The organism is Coleofasciculus sp. G1-WW12-02 (genome assembly GCF_040219735.1).
Classification (GTDB): Bacteria; Cyanobacteriota; Cyanobacteriia; order Cyanobacteriales; family Coleofasciculaceae; genus Coleofasciculus.
The window spans coordinates 1-21,944 of the sequence record NZ_JAVJRX010000067.1; the positions used below are offsets into that span (position 1 = coordinate 1).

Below are 21,944 nucleotides of genomic sequence, written 5' to 3' on the forward strand. Positions count from 1 at the left end.
GAAAGATAAACAGTTCAGTAAATAAACGATAATATAAATTATCATCTCGTTGAAACTGAACCTCAACCACATAAAAGGGTTGGTCTAGGGTTTCGTTCTTAGGAAAAAACAACCCATCTAGTCTAAATGACAGTTGTTTGACTTCACGGGAGGTAAATTCATAACTTGCGGCTTGTTCTGGCGCTTGATTAATCAGCTCAAAGAAGATACTGGGAAACTCCTTAAACAAGCTATAAAAAATCGTGTCGGTTTTCACGCGCTCCTGGGGCAAATATCACACAGTTGACAAGGGCTACTGTGCCATCTCTGACGGAAAATTTTTCTATGATGACTGTCTTGACAAACTAAACAGAATATGATGAATTCTTTTTTTTAGCATTCCCTTTTCAGGTAAGGTGGGCAATGCCTACCCGACAACGACAGCGCCGTCATAAAGGGAAATATAAGCCAAAATGCTGGCTCAATTGTGGGTTCGCGACGCCAGTTTTAATTGTTATCAAAATCGTTTAGTTTTTAAGGGGAAGTAACTGTAACTAAAAAGCTGGACACTTTTGGGCATTGTTGGATATTTTGTCCAGGTTTTGTTGTGTTATAATGAACGCAAGCGAAAACCAAGCTAAAAATCTTAGGGCTTGAGACCCCGTAACAAAGCTTTTAAGAGTAGCGCACCTGTAAGGCAGGCGGTTGAGAAATCCAGCATACCTTAATGGCGCTGAAAATAACGGATTAAAGCAGCAAAGCTTCTCAAATTACTACAATTACTGACGTATTTAGACTTGAGTAGGGCGAGTTCCGTCCGATTTTAAGCCTGTGGACTGGTTGAGTGCCGACACCGAAGCGAGTGAAACAGGAAGCAATCCGGATAATGTCTAACAAGATCCAATTTTGTCTAGCTTTGTCCAAGTGTTGTAGAACGGTTCTGTGGGTATCGAAATTAAATCCCATTACCCGCCCCTACAATAATTGATTGGGTGAAATGAGGCGCAGATAAATTAATGGTGTCAATTGGGTATAATCGCCGGATAGGGAAATAATTCTCGAAATTCCCGTCGCCGTTGTTGAGGGGACTCCGGTGTTAAATAACTCCACAGGGTTTCCCAGTAAAAAAAGGATACACCATCAAAGGCGCGATCGCGAATGACTTCAACTTGTGCTTGAATTTGCTCAAAGGGAATCGGATCACGTAAGGTTCCCGTCAAAATGCCCACACTTACCGGAATTGTCCGCCGCGCCATGCGTACTGCGGGTTGATTGAGTTCCGCCGCAAAACTACTTAATTCATCCCGATAAACCTGTAACACCAATTCATCAACCCAACCCCGTTGTACCCAAGTTTGCCAATCTTGCAGATAGTGTTTGTAGGCAAAAGCTTGGGGATTAGGTGATAGGGAAATGATACAATCCGGTTTAATCGATTTAACCGTCTGAACAATTTCCCCCATAAACTTACTAATCTTATTCGCCCGCCAGCGCATCCATTCCCCATTGAACGGCGAATTCGGGGGACTATTCCCGTAATGCTCTTGCTGATAACGCTCAATGGTATAGGGATCATAGCCCAATTCAACAGGCATCCCGAAGTGATCATCGAGCTGAATCCCATCCACATCGTACTGGCTAACCACTTCCTTAATCAGATCGAGGATAAGCTGTTGTACCTCTGGATGCAAAGGATTCAGCCATAAGAGTTGGGGCTTCTCAGCAGTTGGTGCGATCGCGCCTTCTGTTTGGGTTAAACTCTGAGTTATCCAGGTGGGATGACGCCGCGCTAATTCAGAATAAATCGGCGTCATAAATCCATACTCGAACCAGGGAATAACCCGTAATCCTTGGCGATGTCCCTGCTGTACAATTTCAGCCAAAACATCTCCGTTGAGTCGCATAATCGTCAGCAGGGATTCTTGTTTCGCCACCGCACTCGGATAAAACGTATGCCCCCGATTCCAAACCACCGGATAAATCGTGTTAAAGTTTAGTTGAGACAATTGCGCGATCGCTCGGTTAATTCCCCAAGGCGAAAAAAATACACCACTCGCCACATTCGTCAACCAAACCCCTCTAATTTCCGTGATTGTTGTCGGACTTTGAGAACGAGCTAAGGATGGGGAAAATAAAATTGATTTAGCAACAAGTAGGACAATACTCAATATCAGCCCTAAGGCGAGAAAAACCCTGAATCTACTTTGACGTTTGTCACTCGTCATTCGTCATTTGTTTATGTCATTGGATTAACCTTACATCCAGACACTGTAGGGGCGCAAGGCTTGCGCCCGATTTAACCATCAAATCTATGCCACAATTTTAATTGTGTCACGTCAGTAAGTTGGATTAACGAAAGGAAACCCAACGGAATCTAGGGCTAAAGCCCCTACTACGAACCCTATCTATGCCACAATTTTAGCTTTGTCACACAGCCGTTGAATAAGCAAATTGGTTACTGGATTGAAATCCAACTTCTTGGTTGTTGGATTGAAATCCAACCCCATTACTCACTTGCATTTCGTTAATATCCAAACCATAGAGTTTTGCACCTTTCAAATTGGCATCAAGCAAATCAACTTTTCTGAGAACTGCCCATGTTAGATTAGCATTCTCTAGATTCGCTCCGGCTAGATTGGCACCGGTTAAATCTGCTCCTTGGAGATTCGCCCAATCTAGTTTAGCCGATTCCAAATTAGCGGCAATCAAATTTGCACCTTCTAAGTTCGCCCGACTTAATCTCGCTCCACTGAAATTAACCCCTTCTAAATCAGCGCCCGCTAAATCTAAATCTTTTAACCACGCATAGCTGAGATTGACAAAACTCAGCGCTGACCCATAAACTCTAGCACCAATCAGTCTTGCTTCAGATAAATTCGCCCATTTGAAATTCACTCCGGTTAAATTCGCATCCCGCAAATTCACCCGTTCTAACTGCGCTCCGCAAAGATTTGCCCCCCATAAGTTGGCGCGTCTGAGGTTCGTCCCACTCAACATTGCCCCACTGAGTTTAGCACCCGTGAGCTTTGATTTCACCATAAAGGCACCGCTCATATTGGCTTTAGTCAAATCAGTGTCAACAAGTTTGGCATCGCTCATTTTGACATAACTGAGATTAGCCCAATTCATCTGAGCGCCACTCAAATCAGATTTGAGTAAAAATGCTCTGGTAAAATCAGCGCCTCTGAGATTTGCCCCGCTTAGGTTCACTCCGATTAACATGACTCCCCTGAGGTTAGCCCCACTGAGGTCAATCCCCGTAAATTCTCGATTTCCTTGTTCGTACAGCTTGAGAAGTTGTCTAACGTTCATAGCTACAACGTCCACTAAGTATTTATGACTTGGGGAAGGTTAAATGGATTCATAATTTTTCTAGGATTCTCTTTCTACTTTAATCCTGATAGTTAATAAATAAACCTTCTTTGGAAAAATTTACGTTTATACTCAATCCCCTTGAACTGTAGTATAATTTGCTCCCCACTTTCAGCAAGCAGGATGGGATTGATAGCAAAAACCCCTGTAAAGCGCCTAATTTTCAACGTCCTTAACTTCAAAAAAATTATCAAGTCAGGCTTCTAGTAAAGATTATACTGCGAGACTATGGCAATTCAGGCAAAATCGCCGACTTCTTTATCAAGCTTAAACAAAGCTTTAAGTGATGTTAAGCCTCAACCTTATACTCCTAACAATTTAGATTACACTGCAATACTTGTCATACAACTAACGTTTAAACTTGTAACTCATTCGCTGATATAGCGCTCAGGCAAAAACTATATATATTTAGAACAACTGAAAAATAAGATTTAACCAAGCGGTTGAATTTGACCCGCTTGAACCGAAAGAATTTGGGAGGAGTTCAACCACTGGGAATCAAATGCGCCTAAGTGAGTCGTTGTAATCAGGGTTTGAAACCGATCTTGAATCGCATCCAAAAGCTGATTTTGGCGGTTGGGATCAAGTTCTGCCAACACATCATCAAGTAATAATAGGGGAGGTTCTCCCACAACCTCTTCAATTAACTTTAACTCTGCCAATTTTAGTGCCAAAACCAGCGTCCGTTGCTGTCCTTGGGAACCATAAGAACGGGCAGGGGTTTGGTTAATTGTAAATTCCACATCATCTCGGTGTGGACCAACCAGGGTTATCCCCTGACGCTGTTCTGGAAGACGACGATGGTAGAGTTTATCTAAAAATGCCTGCTGAACACCTTTTGGGTCATCCTTTTCTAGGTTGACATTAGGCGCGTAGGTCACCTCAAGTAATTCTGTTTTACCACTAATACTGGCATGCCAAGATTGGGCAAGGGGTGCTAATCGTTGTAGTACTCTAGCACGACGCCGAGTCACACGCGACCCCGCCGTTGCCAGTTGAGCATCCCAAAGTGACAGTTCTGCCTGAGGCTGCTTTGAGGATAATACCCCATTCTTTGTCCCATCTTCCTGCTGCTTCCGCATGGTTTTGAGCAAGGCGTTGCGCTGGCGCAGTACTTGATTATATTGCTGCAAAATATAAGCATAAACAGGTTCGAGTTGGGTCAAAATCGAATCAAGCCAATTCCGTCGTCTCTCAGGACTCCCGCGAACTAAATCCAAATCCAGACTAGAAAACTGTACCGCATTCAAGATGCCCAAAAAATCAAGCTGGCGACGTAAGGATTCGCGATTGAGAGCCACAGTACGTCGTCCCTGACTGCGGAGAGTTAACCCCAGTTCAACAGAACCATAAGCACGTTCCAAGATTGCCTGAATCTGACCAATCGAGGCATCCTCTAGAACCAATTCGCGATCGCGCACTGACCGATGACTCCTCAGCGTCGAGAGTAATTCTACCGCTTCTAGCAGATTAGACTTCCCCTGAGCATTATTTCCCACCAAAATAGTTTTCGGTGCCTCAAAATTAACCAAGCAATCTCGGTAATTCCGAAACTGGCGCAAGTTTAAGCGTTTTAAGTACATTGATCATGGTTAACTGGTGATTGGTGATTGGGGAACCTTTAACTTCGCCCAAAAAACCTAGTTTTGTGTGTTAAGTTATCAGTTATCAGTTACCAGTTATCAGTTACCAGTTATCAGCCAATTACTGACCACTGATAACTGACCACTGACCACTGACCACTATGTCCCTTCCCGCCATCTCGGTTAAGATGTCTTGACTTAACAACAGCCCGACAAAAGGCTTTAGATTTAATCCGGACTAGGGAAACATCCGGGTGTCTGTACCAAACCGAGACTCTATGCGGTATTCAACGTTTAATTGTCGTTTGTCCGACAATCCCTGACTTCAAGCGTTAGCTAAGTCAGGGTTGTTGAAGCCTAATGACGAATGACATAAACGAATGACCAATTACCGATTCTTGTACCAACGAATAAACAGCTTCTCCAACTCAACCCAAATAAACAATGACGTACTAAACCCTAAGCAAATCAGCAGTTCAGTCAGCGTGAGAGGTTCTGTACCAAAGAAATTTTGCAAAAATGGCACATAAACCAACGCCAGTTGCAAGATAGTCGTAACCGTTACTGCCCAGATTAAATAGGGATTCGAGAAAGGATTTACCTCAATCGTTAAACGAGTATTTGAACGAACCGCGATCGCGTGTCCCATCTGGGCGAGACATAACGTGGTAAAGACCATTGTTTTCCAGTGGAGTGGAAAATAGTCAAACGCCAGCGCCATTAAAATAATCGTGACAATGGCGAAAATAATCCCAATCCGAACCATATACAAACCCAGCCCCCGGGCAAAAATACTCTCACGGGGACTAAACGGAGGACGCTTCATCACATCTGGTTCAGCCGGTTCTACCGCTAAAGCTAGGGCGGGTAAACCGTCAGTCACTAAGTTCATCCAGAGAATTTGTAACGGCGACAGGGGAACATCTGGGAGTCCCATAATCGGTGCAGCGGCAATAGTTAACACCTCACCAATGTTACTACCTAAGATATAGCGAATAAAGCGGCGGATATTATCATAAACCGTGCGACCTTCTTCGGTCGCGGCAACAATCGTGGCAAAGTTATCATCCAGCAGTACCATATCACTGGCTTCTTTACTCACATCTGTGCCTGTAATGCCCATCGCAATACCGATATCCGCTTGCTTAAGAGCGGGAGCATCATTGACTCCATCACCGGTCATGGCGACGAATTCACCTTGGCGCTGAAGCCCTTGTACAATCCGCAGTTTATGTTCTGGAGAAACACGAGCATAAACGCTCACCTCTTTCACCTGGTTATCCAGATCCGATTGAGAAAGCTTTTGTAACTCCTGACCGGTAAGAACGCGATCATGTTGATCCGCAATACCCAAAGCATGAGCGATCGCGCGAGCCGTAAGCTGATGATCTCCGGTAATCATCACCGGGCGGATACCCGCATTCCGACAGCGTCGCACAGCATCCAAAACTTCTGGGCGGGGGGCATCTAACATCCCCACCAGCCCTAACCAAACTAACTCTTGCTCAGTCGTTTCACTAGCATCTACCCCATCATTGGGTGCAGCCTCCAGAGGCTTATAGGCAAACCCCAAAACCCGCAATCCCGCCCCAGCCATTTGATTATTGTGCCGCAGGATTTGCGTCCGTTGCTCGTCGGTCAACACCTCAGTGTGATCACCCGCCTGCAAAGAATGACACCGTTCCAAGACTAATTCAGGGGAACCTTTGGTAAACATGATGTAGGGGCTATCTGTTGTCCCTTGTCCGTCATTCGTTGCCACTGATCCATCTGACCCTTGACATATTACACTCATGCGCTTTCGCTCTGAGGAAAAGGGAATTTCACCGACCCGAGGAAACTGACGCCGCAACGGTTCTTTATCAACACCACCCTTCCCGGCTAGGGTAATTAATGCCCCTTCAGTGGGGTCTCCTAAAATCAACCAATCATCCTGTTCATACTGCAAGATAGCATCATTACACAGAGCGCAACCTTGAAGTAATACTTGTAATTCGGGATACTCTTGGGCAGAAACGGCTGTCTCGGTGATCAGAAATTCCCCGTTCGGCGCATAGCCTTCTCCCGTGACTTGGAAGGTGTGGTGGGGAGTGATGACCCATTGCACGACCATCTTATTTTGAGTCAGGGTACCGGTTTTATCCGAACAGATCGTCGTCACACTACCTAAGGTTTCCACGGCTGGAAGTTTACGGATCAGAGCATGGCGACGCACCATCCGTTGAGTCCCCAATGCCAAGGTGACGGTAATCACCGCAGGTAAGCCTTCTGGCACAACCGCTACCGCCATACTCAGGGAAACTTCCACCAGTTGTTGCAGAACGCCTAAATCGCCGCCACTTTGAATTAAGCCACCAACAACAACCAGCACCACTAGGATCAGAGAACCACTGACTAAGACATTCCCCAATTGGGTCATCCGCTGTTGCAGGGGTGTTGGTTCGCTTTCCACCCCTTGCAACATTTCGGCGATGCGTCCCAATTCCGTCTTCATCCCTGTGGCTGCAACCAGGACAGTTCCTCGACCTTGAACGACTTCGGTACCTTGAAAGACTAAATTGATGCGATCGCCTAAGGGGGTATCCTCAGCTAAGGTAACAGTGGCTTGCTTATTAACGGCGTTTGCTTCTCCGGTTAAGGCGGATTCCCGTATCTGGAGGTTGGATTGCTCGATTAACCGTCCATCAGCAGAAACTTGCACACCGGCTTCGAGGAGCATAATGTCTCCAGGGACAAGCTGTTTGCTATCCACCTCCATGGGTTTACCATCGCGGAGGACACGGACTTTGGGAGAGGCTAGATTTTTCAGGGCGGCGAGGGCTTTTTCGGCACGACTTTCTTGGAGATAGCCCAAGACACCGTTAAGAATAACGATTAACAGAATCGCAATTGTATCCTTAAACGGAACTTGACCCTCCTCTAACCCGCCTTGTCGCCAATCGATCAGGTCAATGACTCCGGAGATGATTGCCACCACAATCAGCATGATTAGCATGATATTGGTGAACTGATCCAGAAGAATCGCCCAAGTACTGCGACCAGCAGTTTCTTCGAGTTCATTCAATCCGTAGTATTGCGATCGCTGGCTGACTTGTTCAGCACTCAAACCCATCTGTGGATTGATATCCAGTTGGGCAAGCGAGTCTTCTATGGATTGGGTATGCCATGCATTTAAGGGATCAGGCAAGGAATGGGAAGGATGAGATGAAGTCACGGGGCAGGTTTACATAAACACGATACCCAATCAATCATAGTCTTTTCAGCCTACGACTGTAATTGGTAATTGTTCCCTGTTCCCTTAAAACTGGTAACGAACCGAAAAGTGGAACCCCTGATCTTGAGCATTCTGACCCTGATCCTCGAGTTCCACTAAGGGGATTCCATAGTCAAGGCGCAAATCTAATCCAGGTAGCGGTTGCCAAAGTATCCCCATGCCCAAACTGGCTAAAAACTGCTCTTGAGGCAGAGGGTTTAAATTATCGGGATGATTCCACACCCAACCCGCGTTAAAAAATGGCGCAATTTGGAACGTTGACGCACCAGCTGCGTTTCGCTCTAGGGTAATCCGGTCTTCTAAAAATAATCGCACGCCATTATCACCGATTCGAGCATTCTGTCGATAGCCTCGCACGGATTGAGCGCCACCAATGACAAATTGTTGAGACGGTAAAAGAGTATTGGGTGTAAGTTGAATATCAGCACCCATAATTAAAAAATGGCTACCACTGAGAATTTGGACTCGTTGTATCTGACCCAGCCAGCCCAAAAAACGTCCATCAGGCAAGGGATCGGGATTGATGTTAGCATCCAACCAACCTGTACCCAGACTAAAGAGCGATCGCACTGACCAAGCTCCTCTAGGATCACGGCGTAGGTAGTCTTGTCCAAATTGAATCACACTGGTGCGTGTTATCCCATTGGCATCAGCACCAGGACTCAAAGGGGCAGGCATACCCAATAAAAACGTCTGACTTTCCCTAAAGCTAAAACCCAGGGATAGAGCCAATTCTTCACGGGAGGTGCGAATTAAAGGTTGACGAAAACTAATCTCATACTGTTCAGATTCTCCCTCAATATCGAATTGAGCAAAGCGTTCGTCAGTCACTTGATTGCGATCAACGCTTGCTTGCACTTGCAGGGTGCCATTTTTCGGATTCAGGGGAAGACGATAGCCCATATCAATCACCTTTGAGCCGCCAGTGGTGGAATAGAAGTAACTAGCCGTCAGTTCATCCCCATAACCTGTAAGATTACGATAGCGCCCGTTTATACCCAATCGTTCTGAACCGACACTCGGCGGTGAATAGTTATCAGTAGTCACACTCCCTTCAAAGGGATTGGCTTCGATGACACGAACAATGAGAATACTCTTTCCCCGTTGACTACCAGCGCGAAGACTCGCTTCTACGGACTCAAACAAGGGATTAGCCCGCAGTAGCCGCAATTTATCTTCTAGGCGAGCAGTATTTAGGGGTGTGCTAACACCAAGCTGAATCCGATTCTGAATGTAGCTGGGTTTAAGGCGGCGAATTCCCTCAATTTTAATGTCTTCCAGACTTCCTTCCAGGACAAAAATCTCCACAATACCATCGGTAATAACCTGGTCTACTAGAATGGCTCTTGAGGTGATGTAGCCGCGATTTAGATAAAGTTGGGTGATGGCATCGGCGACCTGTTGCAGTTGTTGTAGGGTAACAGCCTGTCCTTCCAAGGGTTGCACAATTGGATTGAAGTCCTCTGGTGCCAAGATGGTGCTACCTGTAACATTGATTTTCTCGATTTGAATAGTCTCCACGTTGGGACTCGTGGGACGAGAGGGAGTGGGTTCGGGTTGGATCAACGGTGGGGAATCATCGGGACGTAAGGGTTCAGGAGTAGGAGTGGGTTGAGGAAAACGATCATCCGGATTGGGTTGGATTGTTTCGGGGTTTGGAGGCGTGGGTGGGGTTTGTGCGATCGGAATATCATCAAGGGAAGCGTTATCTGTGGCAACAATAGTTTTGAGCCATCTGTCATCTGCCATAGAGTCATCTTCTGCCTGCTGAGAACCTTCTACCATCTGCCCTGTTCCCTGTGCCTTCTGAAATTGCTGGTGAGAGAGTTCCCTCAGATTAGGTAGATTGAGGGGGTTCTGGCTCACTTGTGACACAGACATTGGAGTTGTACCCAATGCCATTGGCGCATTTAGACCTATAATGCCCACCCAAACAGGTGTCAGTTGCCCCAGAATCTGCCCCTTTAAAAAAATATTCACTAAAAGCTTACTCCCCGACCCTTTCATCGTTGAGCGCCTCCAGCGACTAATTGTTCTGGAATAACTGCCCCTAAGCTCATACTATAGAGTCCAGCGCATGGATATCGCGTCTGATTTCTTACTCTACTCTTCGAGGAGGGTTTAACCCAAGCAGAAGCCGCTTGCGCGTCTATGTCATTTGTACGCACAGTTTTTTACCAATAACCAATGTACAGACGCGCCCTGGTGCGTCTCTACTGACGGTGGTGGGGCAGTTCCCTCCCGTCTTGGGAAAGACGAGGTTTCCGTTTCTCACCCCACTACCTTGGAGAACTTGGCAACAAGAATGCCCCAACTCAAGGTTCTATCTCTGACCAAAGACGTTCTAAGCGCCGTTGCCATTGTGCCAATACTTCTTCTGTTTGTTCTCTTGATTCCATATCACCCATCAACCCTTCCCGATAAAAGCGATCTAGGGTTTGCAGGGTTGTTTCAAAAGATTGCCCTTGCTGCTTCGCCGCTCGAATGATTTGACGAATTTTACGGTCTACAAACTGGTCAAAGCTAGACTCTAAACCCTGTTGACATAAGCCAACCAATCGTACAACCGCAGCACAAAAGTCGTCAGCATCAAGCGTCTCCCGCTTATGCTGAAAGACGCCCCAAAGTGCATTTTGATTCAGGGCATAGCGAGTTTCCTGAGTTTCATCAAAATTGGCTTCGAGAAGCTGTTCAAGAAAGGGTTGGGCGTCTTGAGCCGATGCGATGGGAACCAAGATTCTTAACCAAGACTGGTCTGACGACAGAAGGATTAACACTCTCAGTTGAGGTGTTTCAACCTGCCACGTCCCTGATTCTACCTGTTGAACCGCCCTGGAATTAAAAAGTTCTGCCAGCTTGATGGTAATTTCTTCGGGTTTCATGCTGTTTTTTTGAGAGAATTCCGTAAAAAAATCCCCCGACAGTTGCCAGGGGACACGTTTAGCCATATAAAAGATTTGGGATGAAGTGTGAAGTGGCAAGATTGACGATACTTCTTGGTTATCTTTTGTTGTTCACACTTTAATCTTTAGAGCCATTCGGGAACTGCTTCTTCTTTGGTGTTGGTATTGCGTGAGGGCGTCTCGCGGGTAAACTTCATCTGAATCGAGCGAGTTTGTTCGCCATCGGCTGCCACTGCCATGATGGGATAGTCTATGAGACCATCTTGGAAGGACATTTGGAAGCGGAAGGTTCCGTCGGGGCTCAGTTTAATCGGGCGCCCGCCAATGGTTACGGTTGCATCCGGTTCGGTTGCACCGTAGACAATTAATTCAGCATCGGCAACCAACCAGAACTGACGTTGACGAATGGGTGACATACCAACTCCGGACATACCAACTCCGGACATGCCGACACCAGACATGGTTAAGCCAGACATAGTAGGTACAGCCCACATACCTACCCCAGAGGGGAAGATGTAGGAACTGACGGCTTGAGAAGGAACCATCGATCCGGGAACATGCTGCATTGAGCCGAATAGAGAACCAGCAACGCGCTGAGCTTCGGCTGATTTTGCCATGCCAAAGATTTCGTCGTAGATGGGGTTTTCGGCTCCGGCTTCTGCGGTCACAGGTTGGCGCTTGCTGGGAGGCACCAACTCATATACAGTCTTGCCTTGGAGTTCTTCTTCCCAGTTAACGGTGATGAATTGGTCTTCAATCCAGTCGCTGGGATAAACTGGGGGAACATGTACGGGTTTAGAACGGGCTAGGACTAACCAGCGACCATCGGCACAACGATAACCAATATCTACTACGTAGTCGCGATCGCTAACGGGTAGGGGTAGGTACCATTCCCGTGCCAGTTCGTCGCAGGGATATTCCTGAATGCTGTGGGGGCTCTGGTAGTCCAAGCTGATGTCAGTGACATCATAAATTCGCAGGGCTAATTGCTGTCCTCCCTGACGCCGCAGGTCTTCTTTGTGGTCGTTAGGGATATCCCAGTAGGTATATGCCCATTGGGGATCGCGAGGCATGAGAACGATCCGACTTTCTCCATAACCAGCGGGTAAATCAGGTAGTCCTTCGTCTACAGATGCCAGATTACCGCCTGTGCGATCTTCTTGACCGAGTTCAAATTTAGATGCTTCCACTTCTGGTTGTGCCTCCACTGTGCTAGTTGGACTGAGTGAGATTTTGGTATGTTGGACTTTTTGAATTTCTGCCAGCAACTGCGCCTTACGCATCCGGCTATATCGTGAGATGCCATACTCACTCGCAACTCTACGCAGTTGCCGTAAGGTCATCTCTTCTAAAGGTGGGCGTTCTTTTGCCATAAATATGCTCTCCAATTGTTAGGACGGTAGGTTGTATCTCTCCTGATGAATCAAAAAATGGGACTCATAGTTGAACAGCATCGCATTTGATAAAGGTTGATGATTCCTACCGCCTTGGAGTAAGTCAGTCTCGGTGACGCATTGCATTCGTCTTTCGTTTGGGCAGTTACAAACTCAGAACGACTTACTCTTTAGGCTTACGTTGGGATTATTCCCGATAACACTTAGTGCCAAGAATCACAGAAATACTCAAATCAGCATTTCTTTGGGATCGCTTTATTTATTTATGTAACAGAAAAGCCTTAGGTACGGTCAAGGGGATCAAGACGCCAATTTTCAAGAATTGACGAATTTACAAGCTTGTCGGGGATCGCAATGTCAACATTCCATGACATTTTTAGCCAAAGGGGATCGCTTAGGGGAGCTGGGGGAGCAGAGGGAGCAGAGGGAGCGGGGGGAGCAGAGGGAGCAGAGGGAGCAGAGGGACAAAATTTCTATTCCCTATTCCCTATGACACACCGAGCGAAGCCGAGGTGTTCCCTATTCCCTCACAAATGACAAATGACAAATAACTACCTAGAAATTGAAAAACCCCTCATCTGAGAAATCCTGCTGTTCCAGCCAATCTTGACCCAACTGAATGGTCACATCGGAGGCAAGAGAACCTGTACTCTCGACCCGCACCTCACCAAATCCCAAATCAGCCCGGATAGCCGCAGCGGTGGCTTCGTCTCCTTGTTGAGCAATGATGCGGGTGACGCGCAAGGGTTCTGCCCAGGGTTCGCCGACATAATTATTTCGATAACCTGCTTCTGTTAGGGTACTGATTAGGGATTGAACGGCTTCTGGATTATCAGTACTATCTTGAATCGCCACCCGCAAATAACCTGGGTCAATATCGGAGAGTTCGCTATAGCCTTGATCGAAATGTTGAGCCACCATTTGGCGAATCTGTCGGTGGTTTGGCAACCAATAACTGACTTCATTTTCTCCAGTGCCGTTAAACCGACCTGGAACCATTAACATTTGTACGTCAGAACGTTTGCTATTGACAGCAAATCCGATCAGAGCCACTAATTCTTCAACGCTTAAGTTTGTGTCAATGTGAGACTGAATAACCGATAAAATTTTGGGCAGTCGGGCTAACGTTGTTGGATTGAGTGCTTGCTCTATCAATGCCCGCATTAGTATTTGCTGGCGCTGTACTCGACCCACATCACCATATTTGTCATAGCGAAATCGCAAAAATTGCATTGCCTGATCGCCATTAAGATGCTGTTTGCCTTGCTTAAGGTCGATATAGAGGTGTTGAGAGTCATCTTTATACTTCATGTCCTGGGGAACATACACGGTGACCCCACCTAGGGCATCCACAAGCTTTTCCACACCTTGTACATTCACTCGGACATAACGGTCAATGCCTACACCGTCAAGGAGATCACTGGCTGCCTTTGCCGTTAAAGCTGGTCCACCATGGTAATTAGCGGCGTTGATTTTGATCACACCATACCCTTCAACGTAGGTTTGGGTATCGCGGGGAATGGAGAGAACCTTTAACTTTTGGTGGCTGGGGTCAAACCGAGCCAAAAGCATGGTGTCGGAGAGTCCATCAAAGGAATTTACCAGTGCATGGTATCCCAAGTCTTCCTCTAGAGGTTGATCCAAGTCAGAGGTAAGAACCTTAGTCCCCAAAATCAAAATATTGACAGGTCGCGTCAATTCGGGTAATCGCATACTATTGCGGGTCATACTACCCTTGTCGCTAAAGATGGCTGCCTCATCAGCATTCAGTTGACTTTGCAGTAAAGGCATACTCGATAGCGAAACAGCAAGCATTGCCCCTGCTGTTGCTGATAACATGGCGACGCCAGTAAAGCCTAACCATAGCCAAAGCCAATGTCCTCGTTTAGCTTTAGTCGGTTTCTTTTTCGGCGGTTGAATCCTCTTTTTCTGTCCTTGGCGGGGTTGTTCGTAGGTTTTTCGAGCTGGCACTTGGTTTCCTCACACACACATAAGCGATCAGGATGGGTTTAAGCAGATGATACACGCCGATGCCCTCATTGCTTACCCTGAGTCTGATAATGAGCGTTTGACACAAACACTCATTATCAGGTTTTCTCACCGTTTGGGGCAAAACCAGGCAAATACGGCAAAAGATGAGAGCAGTTGATCAACTTCAGGCAAAAAGCCTGTCACCATTTTCCTATAACCGGACAACCCAAACGCTGAAATCGTTTATTCGGACAGATGCTTTCGCACTTTTCCTTCCGCCACCGGGCTAATCCCAGGGAGGCGTGGTAACTTTCCTTGCCACAAGCGCACCATGAGCCAAACACTCACTAAAAAATACCCAGAGGTGAGCATGGTATTCATAAATAACAGGCGGAAGCTCCAAAACTCCGTGAGCTGCGCCCCTGACAATAATAAAATGTAGCCTAGTAGCCAAGCGAAAGCCAAGGTGACGGACAAGCGACTCACTGCTTGCTGTTCTCGTGTTCCTTGGCGACGGTAGAGTGTCCACAGTGCCGGAAAAAAGCCGATCACAGGCAGCAGGTAGGCAAATAGCTGTAAACGTTGCAGGTTTTGATTGTCCAATGGGTCGAGGTGATTCATGGTGCTTTGGTTTAAGGCACAAAAACCTTATCAGGTGGGAATTTGCTCATTGCTCATCAGTGCTAAAAAAGGGAATAATATCACAACGGCATACCAGGTAGCACAAAAACTGATGGGTATTCAATTCAATTTCATTGTCAAAGTCTTAATTCTCTCCCTTAGCATTTCCCTGGTGATTAAATACGCCAGTCCTAGTTTACCCCCTATTCCGGCAACGTCCGGGAATGCCCTGATTGCCGTACTCACACCTGCTATAATTTTGGCGATCGCTCTCTTGTGGCGCTTCTGGAAATTTCGTCAGCATCCGGTTGAATAGTGGCAGAGGTGTGGGAGTGCCGAGGTTCGTAGTCGGCACGAAGAGTGCTATAAGCTCGTATTGCTGACTATAAGCCTTTAATCCCATTTTAGACCTGGAATTCACAGCTACGTAAAATTGGCTGACTCTATTAAGAAAAACCAGGCAGAGGAGACATACAGGTTTTCCTAATCAACGTGGATAAGGGCGGGTTTAGTCATATCTGGGTGAAACCGAAACGATAGTAGTAAAACCCGCCCCTACATACAATTTAAAACTAGGTTCCCTCCAATGTCGTGAAGGGTCAACACTCGGTCAGGGCGGGTTTTGTATAAACGTTATCATCAATAGCTGGCACGAAATTTCCTAAACCCGCCCCTACGAATTTAAAACCAATGGCACTGAAAATTTGGATTTTGGGATCACCGAAACCCTGAATATGCCCTAGGGAGGACACTGCCTACCAGCCCTAAGTAGAGACGTAGCATGCTACGTCTCTACACCCTTACCAAGGACTTCCCACTAATGTAAATGCGCTCCAAAAATAAGGATGGGTAAACTCCTTATCCTCAATTCCAGCTAATTCTTCAGGTAAGGTAATCGTCCCATTGGGAGTAATCAATTGCCCATTTTCAATCTTCACTTGACCCTGAATCATGGCTAATTGTGTCTGTCGCAGCGCTTCGGCTTTAATTGGGACTTGCTTTAAGTTTGGATAAAAAGTGGTCATTAATCCCAATGTCCCCTCATCACTGACATACCAGAGACTTCCTAACGCTGATTTTACCCCGGCTTGTACCGCTAACCCAGTAAAACCTAACTCAGCTTCTTCATTTCCTAATGCAGTTCGACAAGCACTTAATACCATTAGTTCCACGGGTGGATTATGTAGTCCAAGTTGGCGAATTTGATCCAGGGATAGTCTCGTATTCCAAAACTGGATATAGGAATTTTCCGGTTGACCCGATTTAAATTCACCATGAGTTGCCAAGTGGACAATACCAAAGGGCTGATCCGCCCGTGCTGCTTTAAGATTGGCGGGAGTAAACGTAGAATTAAGGAAGGATTCACCTTGCCATAGTTTATCTGCGATCGCGGATAATTCCACAGGCACAGCCGGCAACGGATTTTGGTCAGTAAATTCCGACGCCCCCATTGCCAAAACCTGTAAATCACTCACATCCACATAACGAGTATCCGTTAGCGATAGACTCGGCATAAAACCGATACTATACCGTTCAACAATAAAGCCATTCCCATCATGGAGAGCCGCCACAGGTAAAGAACGCAAACCCTGATCCATAATAAAAGCCAGATTATTAATTTCTCTATCTTGTAACTCCTCCTCCAACGGAGCAATTAACCACTGATACAACTGCTGAGCGCTAGGAAGATAAGGACGAGGAATGCGAGTATCCGTAACCGCACGACGGAATCCTTGTACCATTTCCATCACCCTTTTCCGAGTCGCCCCCGGTACAACAAATCGAATCGGTTCCCCTTCAGCCGTAACCAAAATCAACTCCAATTGCGCCCCATCTTCCCACACCTCCTGAGCCAAAAACATCTCATCCCAACCACCAAAACCCTCTGCGAACCTCTGCGCTTCCCTCTGCGAACCTCTGCGTTTTCTCATCTCAACTTCGCCTCTCCCACCATCATCTTCAGCAACATTCCCTGGCACAAACACCGCATAAATCAGAGCCGGTTTCACCCCAGCCGCCTGTTCAATCCTTTGTAAAGTTCTTTGCGCTTGTACCAGCGTAATAATTGGCGTCTCAGTTAACCCCCAATACTCTTCATATTCATTCGTGAACGCGGCTTCAGTTTCTGCGATCGGACTCAAAACTGGAGAAGTATCGCAGTCGCCAGGATTATTAGGACATACTGATAAATGCAATGTATGGTTTTGAGATAGACTGAGTGTTCTAATCGTTATAGCGGTTGCTATATCAGTCCCGAAATTCTCAGTGATATCCTCAGATTCATCTATCTCGTCTGGTTCGGTGTCTAAACAGTCAGGAGGACAAGAACCTGTAATAAATTGATCAGTGATAATCTGAACATTTCCTTCGGTTTTGTTATCAGTAAACGATTGGAACGGTTCAAGGTTAGACTCGCCACTCGTAATCGCACCTGCTGTACCGTTAATTGAGGCATCACCCACATTAAAAGGAATCAAACCCTGACCGCCATGTTGGATAGTAATCGCACCACCACCGCTACCTCCGGCTGTGGAAATACTGGTATTTTCCTCATTTTGGTCGATAAATGTGTCAGTTATCTGGATAAATCCGCCAGCGGTAATATCAACATTCCCTCCTGTACCATTAATTCCGGCTTGTGTATTAATTGCGGTGACTTGAATATTATTTCCTGCATTAAGGGTAATAGAACCACCATCACCTGAACTGGAACTTGTGTCGAGGGATTGAGTAGTGATATCTTGACTAGCTGTTAGGTCAATACTATTGGCAGTTATTGTATCATTGGCTATGATATTGGCGGCACTATTGACCGTTAATCCACCGAGTTTTCTTGAGGTAGCCGTACCTGTTCCCGTGGTGTATTGATCGGCTACTTCATCAGGGGATAAGGCAGAATCGTAAATGGCTACTTCGTCAATACTGCCCCGGAAAAAATTATCAATTGCGTTCCCCCCTCTACGTGCTAGAAAAAGTGGAGAATTATTTTGTGTCGGGCTATTTATAGTATCGGTATTCGTATCTTCTAGAATTCCATCAACATATAAAGAGAGTGTCGAACCCTCTTTGATAAAAGCAATGTGATGAAACTGTCCATCGTCTATGGATACTGTTGAGTTAACGGTAGGACTCAGATTTGCAGGAAAACCATCATATCGCGCAGCAAGGATTTTTCCTGATTGGTAGAAATAGCGAATCACATAAGGGTATGGCTCGCCTCCACTCCATTTTTCAATGACATCCTTATCACCAGCTACCGTATCCAATTGTTCGGACGAAGCTTTAATCCAAGCCGTTATCGTAAAATCCTCATTTGTACCAAAATCAATAAAATCTGAATCGGGAATTTCTACATACCCCGTCGTACCATCAAAAAATGGAGCTGGATTAGCATCATCCACTAACGCCCCCTCTTGATTGCGGTTTACCCCACCAAAATAAGTGCCATCTATATTGTTTCCAGACGAGTCAAAAGCTGTCTCCCCCTCTTCATCCAAACGCCAATATCCCACCGGATCATCTAACAGTACCGCCACATTATAAGGTAACGCTCCACCTACAGCACCATTAAACGTAATATTCCCGGTTCCGGCTTCTAAGGTTAACGTATCCGTACCTGGATTAAACGCATGAAGACTACTATTAAATGTAATATCACCGCCGACAGTAGAACCTGTGCTGAGTGTTTGACTGCTGCGAAGAATCACGGGCGCTTCAAAGGTGAGATTTCCACCATTCAAGTAAACTGATGCATCTAAATTGATAAATGCCGCCTCAAAGGTTAAATTGTTGCTACTGCTGGAATTAATATCACTGATAATATCAATATTTTTACTCGCAGCAATTGAGACATCCCCAGAATTTAATGCAGTTAACAGTGAATTGGCAGAAATCAGGAAACTTCCGCTACCTTCTCCCGACAAGATTTGATTATCGTTGAGTGCTATATCATTGGTTCCGGTTGTGCCAATGATAACGCTAGTGGGATCTAATAATAACTGTCCCGCTTCACCTGCAATAGCACTTACATCGACAACACCGTCAAAGGCTAACTGTTGCTGACTGGATATTTCCACAAAACCGCCGTTGCCATAATTGTGTCCGCCACGGGCGCTAATGTTGCCATGAAATATAGTTTGTTCATCCGCCCAGATAATTATATTTCCGCCATCGCCTTCTGTTAAAGCATCGGCTTTAATCGTAGAATTTTCATTAATAAACGTGATATCAGCATTAGGGATTATTCCTGCACCTTGATAGTCGCCACCAATGCGAATAGTACCGCCGTCATTTGTACCGGATGCGTCAATATTGGCAGAAATTAATCCTACGGTTTTGCCAATAATATTTATCTCGCCGCCAATGGTTGGTGGGAGAGAGGGCGCACGTCGGTGCGCCCCTACAGGGTTGGAAACATCAATTGTTCCAGAGATAATGGTAACTCCTGTTTTATTGGGGAGAATTAAGTCAGAATCGGTTAATTTGACTGTTTCCGTTGAATCCACCTCAACGTCTGTCTCCAGATTCTCCGGCGTACCTGTCAATAATGCGGCTAAATCTAACGGTGTAAAGGGGATAAGTTCTCCCGAACTATTGACTAATGGTTCAACTTCTATAGACAGCAATTGTCCCGGCTGAGAAATCTTGACCCGATGAGAACCGGGAACGGCTGCAATGGTAATTCTTCCTCCCGGTGCTGTTAGTTCTCCCGTATTAATAACCGTACCACCGAGTAAAGTTAAATTCTGACCCTGGGAGATAGCTAAATTTCCGGCATTAACCAGACTTCCGGTCTGAGATACATCAAAGATAAACTGTTGCGGATTCCCGACTAATTGCTGATACTCATTTGTGCCGAAAGCATTAAACCAAAGATTCTCGCCAAACCCAATCCCTGTAGCCGTGGTAGCGATAAAATCAGCCGGGACATTTAACTGAGCATATTGCCCAAAAACTATCCCCGCCGGATTCATTAAATATAAATTCGCATTTCCGCCTGTCACCTGAATCAAGCCATTAATCAGTGAGGGATTTCCCCCCATTACTCGTCCGAAAATATTATTGAGGTGAGGATTTGCCAAAAAGTTAGCGATTTCACCTGCATCTAAACCAAAGTCCTGGAAACTGTGGAATAGATTGGTTTCGTCCCTTGACAAACTACCACCATTAATGTTATGTGTATTTCCCTGTTGATCAACAGTTGTACCCGTTCCATCTGATGCTGGGGTAATTGATTGTGCTAGTGTCTGTGGACTAACAACCAGCGCCGCTATTGTGACAAGCATGGCTTGAGTGAGGGAAACCGTTAGAGCTATCCAATTAAAACACCATTGAAGAGATTTCATGGGGTGATACACCAAGACATATTGCTTGAATTGTATCTCCCTGTTTCGATGGTTTAATCAATAAATAGGAAAGTGCAAGAAAAGTATATAAAGTTTTAGGTTTGTTATTTAGTGATACCTTTGGAGTTGGATACCGGCGAAGACAGCGCAACGACAAACACGATCGCGTCCGTTGGAGGATCAGCCCCGACAAATTGACACCCCCGCCCCCAGATGTGCTACTGCACGTCTCTACATCAGCTAGGAAGTCGCCGATAACGAGTAAAATAACTCTTGTCTTGTGATCATCCTGCTTTATTTTGACCACCTGGATCACCCTGAAAACAACTCATACCCGCTGGGAAGCCGAGCTGATGCAGCAGGTTCTGGCAGCTCACGACATCCCTAGTCGGATTATTGACCAGGGTATCCCGTCCTATTTTGGGGCGGGGAGTCCGGCTGCGTTGCAAGTTCGCTCCTACGATCAATGGACAGCTTTGTTATTGCTGAGTTCTCCAGACGAGGAATAAGCAGACATCTCGGATAATTATTAAGGAATTAAAACATTTCATGTCTTTATTTGACTGGTTTGCCAATCGACGAAAATCAGAACCGATTCCCCAACAACGACGGGAACGGGAGATTGCTGATGGATTGTGGACAAAATGTGAGGCGTGCGCGGTTCTCACCTATACTAAAGACCTGAGAGCGAATCAAATGGTCTGCTCCGAATGTGGTCATCATATCCGGGTATATAGCGATGAACGGATTCGCCAGCTTATTGATGGGAATACCTGGATACCCCTGGATGAGCAAATTCGCCCCACTGATCCGCTAAAATTCCGCGATCGCAAATCCTATAGTGATCGCCTACAAGATTACCAAGACAAGACTCAACTCACTGACGCCGTGCAAACGGGAATCGGACAGCTTCATGGATTACCCATCGCCCTAGGCGTCATGGATTTCCGATTCATGGGCGGTAGTATGGGTTCGGTGGTGGGCGAAAAACTGACCCGCCTCATCGAACAAGCCACCCGCCAACGCTTACCTGTGGTAATTATATGCGCCTCTGGGGGGGCGAGAATGCAAGAAGGCATGTTAAGCCTGATGCAGATGGCGAAAATCTCTGGGGCGCTGGAACAGCATCGTCAAGCTAACCTACTCTATATCCCTGTGTTAACCCATCCCACCACGGGAGGCGTTACTGCTAGTTTTGCTATGTTAGGAGACATTATTTTAGCCGAACCCAAAGCTACCATCGGTTTTGCGGGACGCCGAGTGATTGAGCAAACGCTGCGCGAAAAACTCCCCGACGACTTTCAAACCTCTGAATATCTACTCCAGTACGGCTTTGTTGATGCGATTGTTCCTCGCACTCAGTTGAAAAAGACACTGGCGCAGCTTATTCGTCTTCATCAACCCTTCCCCACCTCACCTACTGTGGTTTCCCATTCTGAACCGATGACGTTGATGGCGAAAGGCGCTGATCTCAAAACTGAGTTTTAAGGGGGGAGAGTTTT

General features: G+C 46.2%; 14 protein-coding genes. 3 read left to right on the forward strand and 11 right to left on the reverse strand.

Annotated features, from left to right (window positions below):
• From RID09_RS11905 to RID09_RS11950, 10 genes are all read right to left on the reverse strand, one after another.
• The coding region (locus RID09_RS11905) for a DUF2887 domain-containing protein (RefSeq protein WP_446336158.1) at window positions 1-256 on the reverse strand (256 nt) is incomplete at its 3' end.
• Between the two features lie 745 nt (window positions 257-1,001).
• Window positions 1,002-2,204, reverse strand: coding sequence for a glycoside hydrolase family 10 protein (locus RID09_RS11910; protein WP_446336159.1), 1,203 nt, complete (start codon window positions 2,202-2,204; stop codon window positions 1,002-1,004).
• Between the two features lie 202 nt (window positions 2,205-2,406).
• The gene (locus RID09_RS11915) at window positions 2,407-3,291 is read right to left on the reverse strand and encodes a pentapeptide repeat-containing protein (protein ID WP_446336160.1); all 885 of its coding nucleotides are present in this window, start codon (window positions 3,289-3,291) and stop codon (window positions 2,407-2,409) included.
• Window positions 3,292-3,782: 491 nt separating this feature from the next.
• Window positions 3,783-4,934 carry a DNA replication/repair protein RecF gene (gene recF, locus RID09_RS11920; protein ID WP_446336161.1) on the reverse strand — a complete coding sequence of 384 codons (1,152 nt, stop codon included), beginning with the start codon at window positions 4,932-4,934 and terminating at the stop codon, window positions 3,783-3,785.
• 388 nt (window positions 4,935-5,322) lie between these two features.
• Window positions 5,323-8,148, reverse strand: a complete 2,826-nt coding sequence (locus tag RID09_RS11925) for a cation-translocating P-type ATPase (protein WP_446336162.1) — start codon at window positions 8,146-8,148, stop codon at window positions 5,323-5,325.
• 84 nt (window positions 8,149-8,232) lie between these two features.
• Window positions 8,233-10,188, reverse strand: coding sequence for a ShlB/FhaC/HecB family hemolysin secretion/activation protein (locus tag RID09_RS11930; RefSeq protein WP_446336163.1), 1,956 nt, complete (start codon window positions 10,186-10,188; stop codon window positions 8,233-8,235).
• Window positions 10,189-10,523: 335 nt separating this feature from the next.
• Complete coding sequence (locus tag RID09_RS11935) at window positions 10,524-11,090, reverse strand: CesT family type III secretion system chaperone (RefSeq protein WP_446336164.1); 567 nt, start codon at window positions 11,088-11,090, stop codon at window positions 10,524-10,526.
• A gap of 146 nt (window positions 11,091-11,236) precedes the next feature.
• Window positions 11,237-12,484, reverse strand: coding sequence for a DUF4912 domain-containing protein (locus RID09_RS11940; RefSeq protein WP_446336165.1), 1,248 nt, complete (start codon window positions 12,482-12,484; stop codon window positions 11,237-11,239).
• Between the two features lie 576 nt (window positions 12,485-13,060).
• The gene (locus RID09_RS11945) at window positions 13,061-14,476 is read right to left on the reverse strand and encodes an LCP family protein (protein ID WP_446336166.1); all 1,416 of its coding nucleotides are present in this window, start codon (window positions 14,474-14,476) and stop codon (window positions 13,061-13,063) included.
• Between the two features lie 243 nt (window positions 14,477-14,719).
• On the reverse strand, window positions 14,720-15,097 hold the full coding sequence (locus RID09_RS11950) for a hypothetical protein (protein ID WP_446336167.1): 378 nt from the start codon (window positions 15,095-15,097) through the stop codon (window positions 14,720-14,722).
• Here RID09_RS11950 and RID09_RS11955 point away from each other — a divergent pair.
• A complete protein-coding gene (locus RID09_RS11955) occupies window positions 15,096-15,413 on the forward strand; it encodes a hypothetical protein (protein ID WP_446336168.1) in 318 nt (105 codons plus the stop codon). The genes RID09_RS11950 and RID09_RS11955 overlap by 2 nt on opposite strands.
• A gap of 484 nt (window positions 15,414-15,897) precedes the next feature.
• Here the strand turns inward: RID09_RS11955 and RID09_RS11960 are convergent, their stop codons facing one another.
• Window positions 15,898-20,442 (reverse strand): CHAT domain-containing protein, encoded by a 4,545-nt coding sequence (locus RID09_RS11960; protein WP_446336169.1) that lies wholly within the window; start codon window positions 20,440-20,442, stop codon window positions 15,898-15,900.
• A 299-nt stretch (window positions 20,443-20,741) separates the two neighbouring features.
• Between RID09_RS11960 and RID09_RS11965 the strand changes: the two genes are divergently transcribed.
• Entirely contained in the window at window positions 20,742-20,951 is a 210-nt protein-coding gene (locus RID09_RS11965; RefSeq protein WP_006100380.1) for a hypothetical protein, read from the forward strand.
• 40 nt (window positions 20,952-20,991) lie between these two features.
• Entirely contained in the window at window positions 20,992-21,930 is a 939-nt protein-coding gene (accD, locus tag RID09_RS11970) for an acetyl-CoA carboxylase, carboxyltransferase subunit beta (RefSeq protein WP_446336170.1), read from the forward strand.
• The last annotated feature ends 14 nt before the right edge of the window (window positions 21,931-21,944 follow it).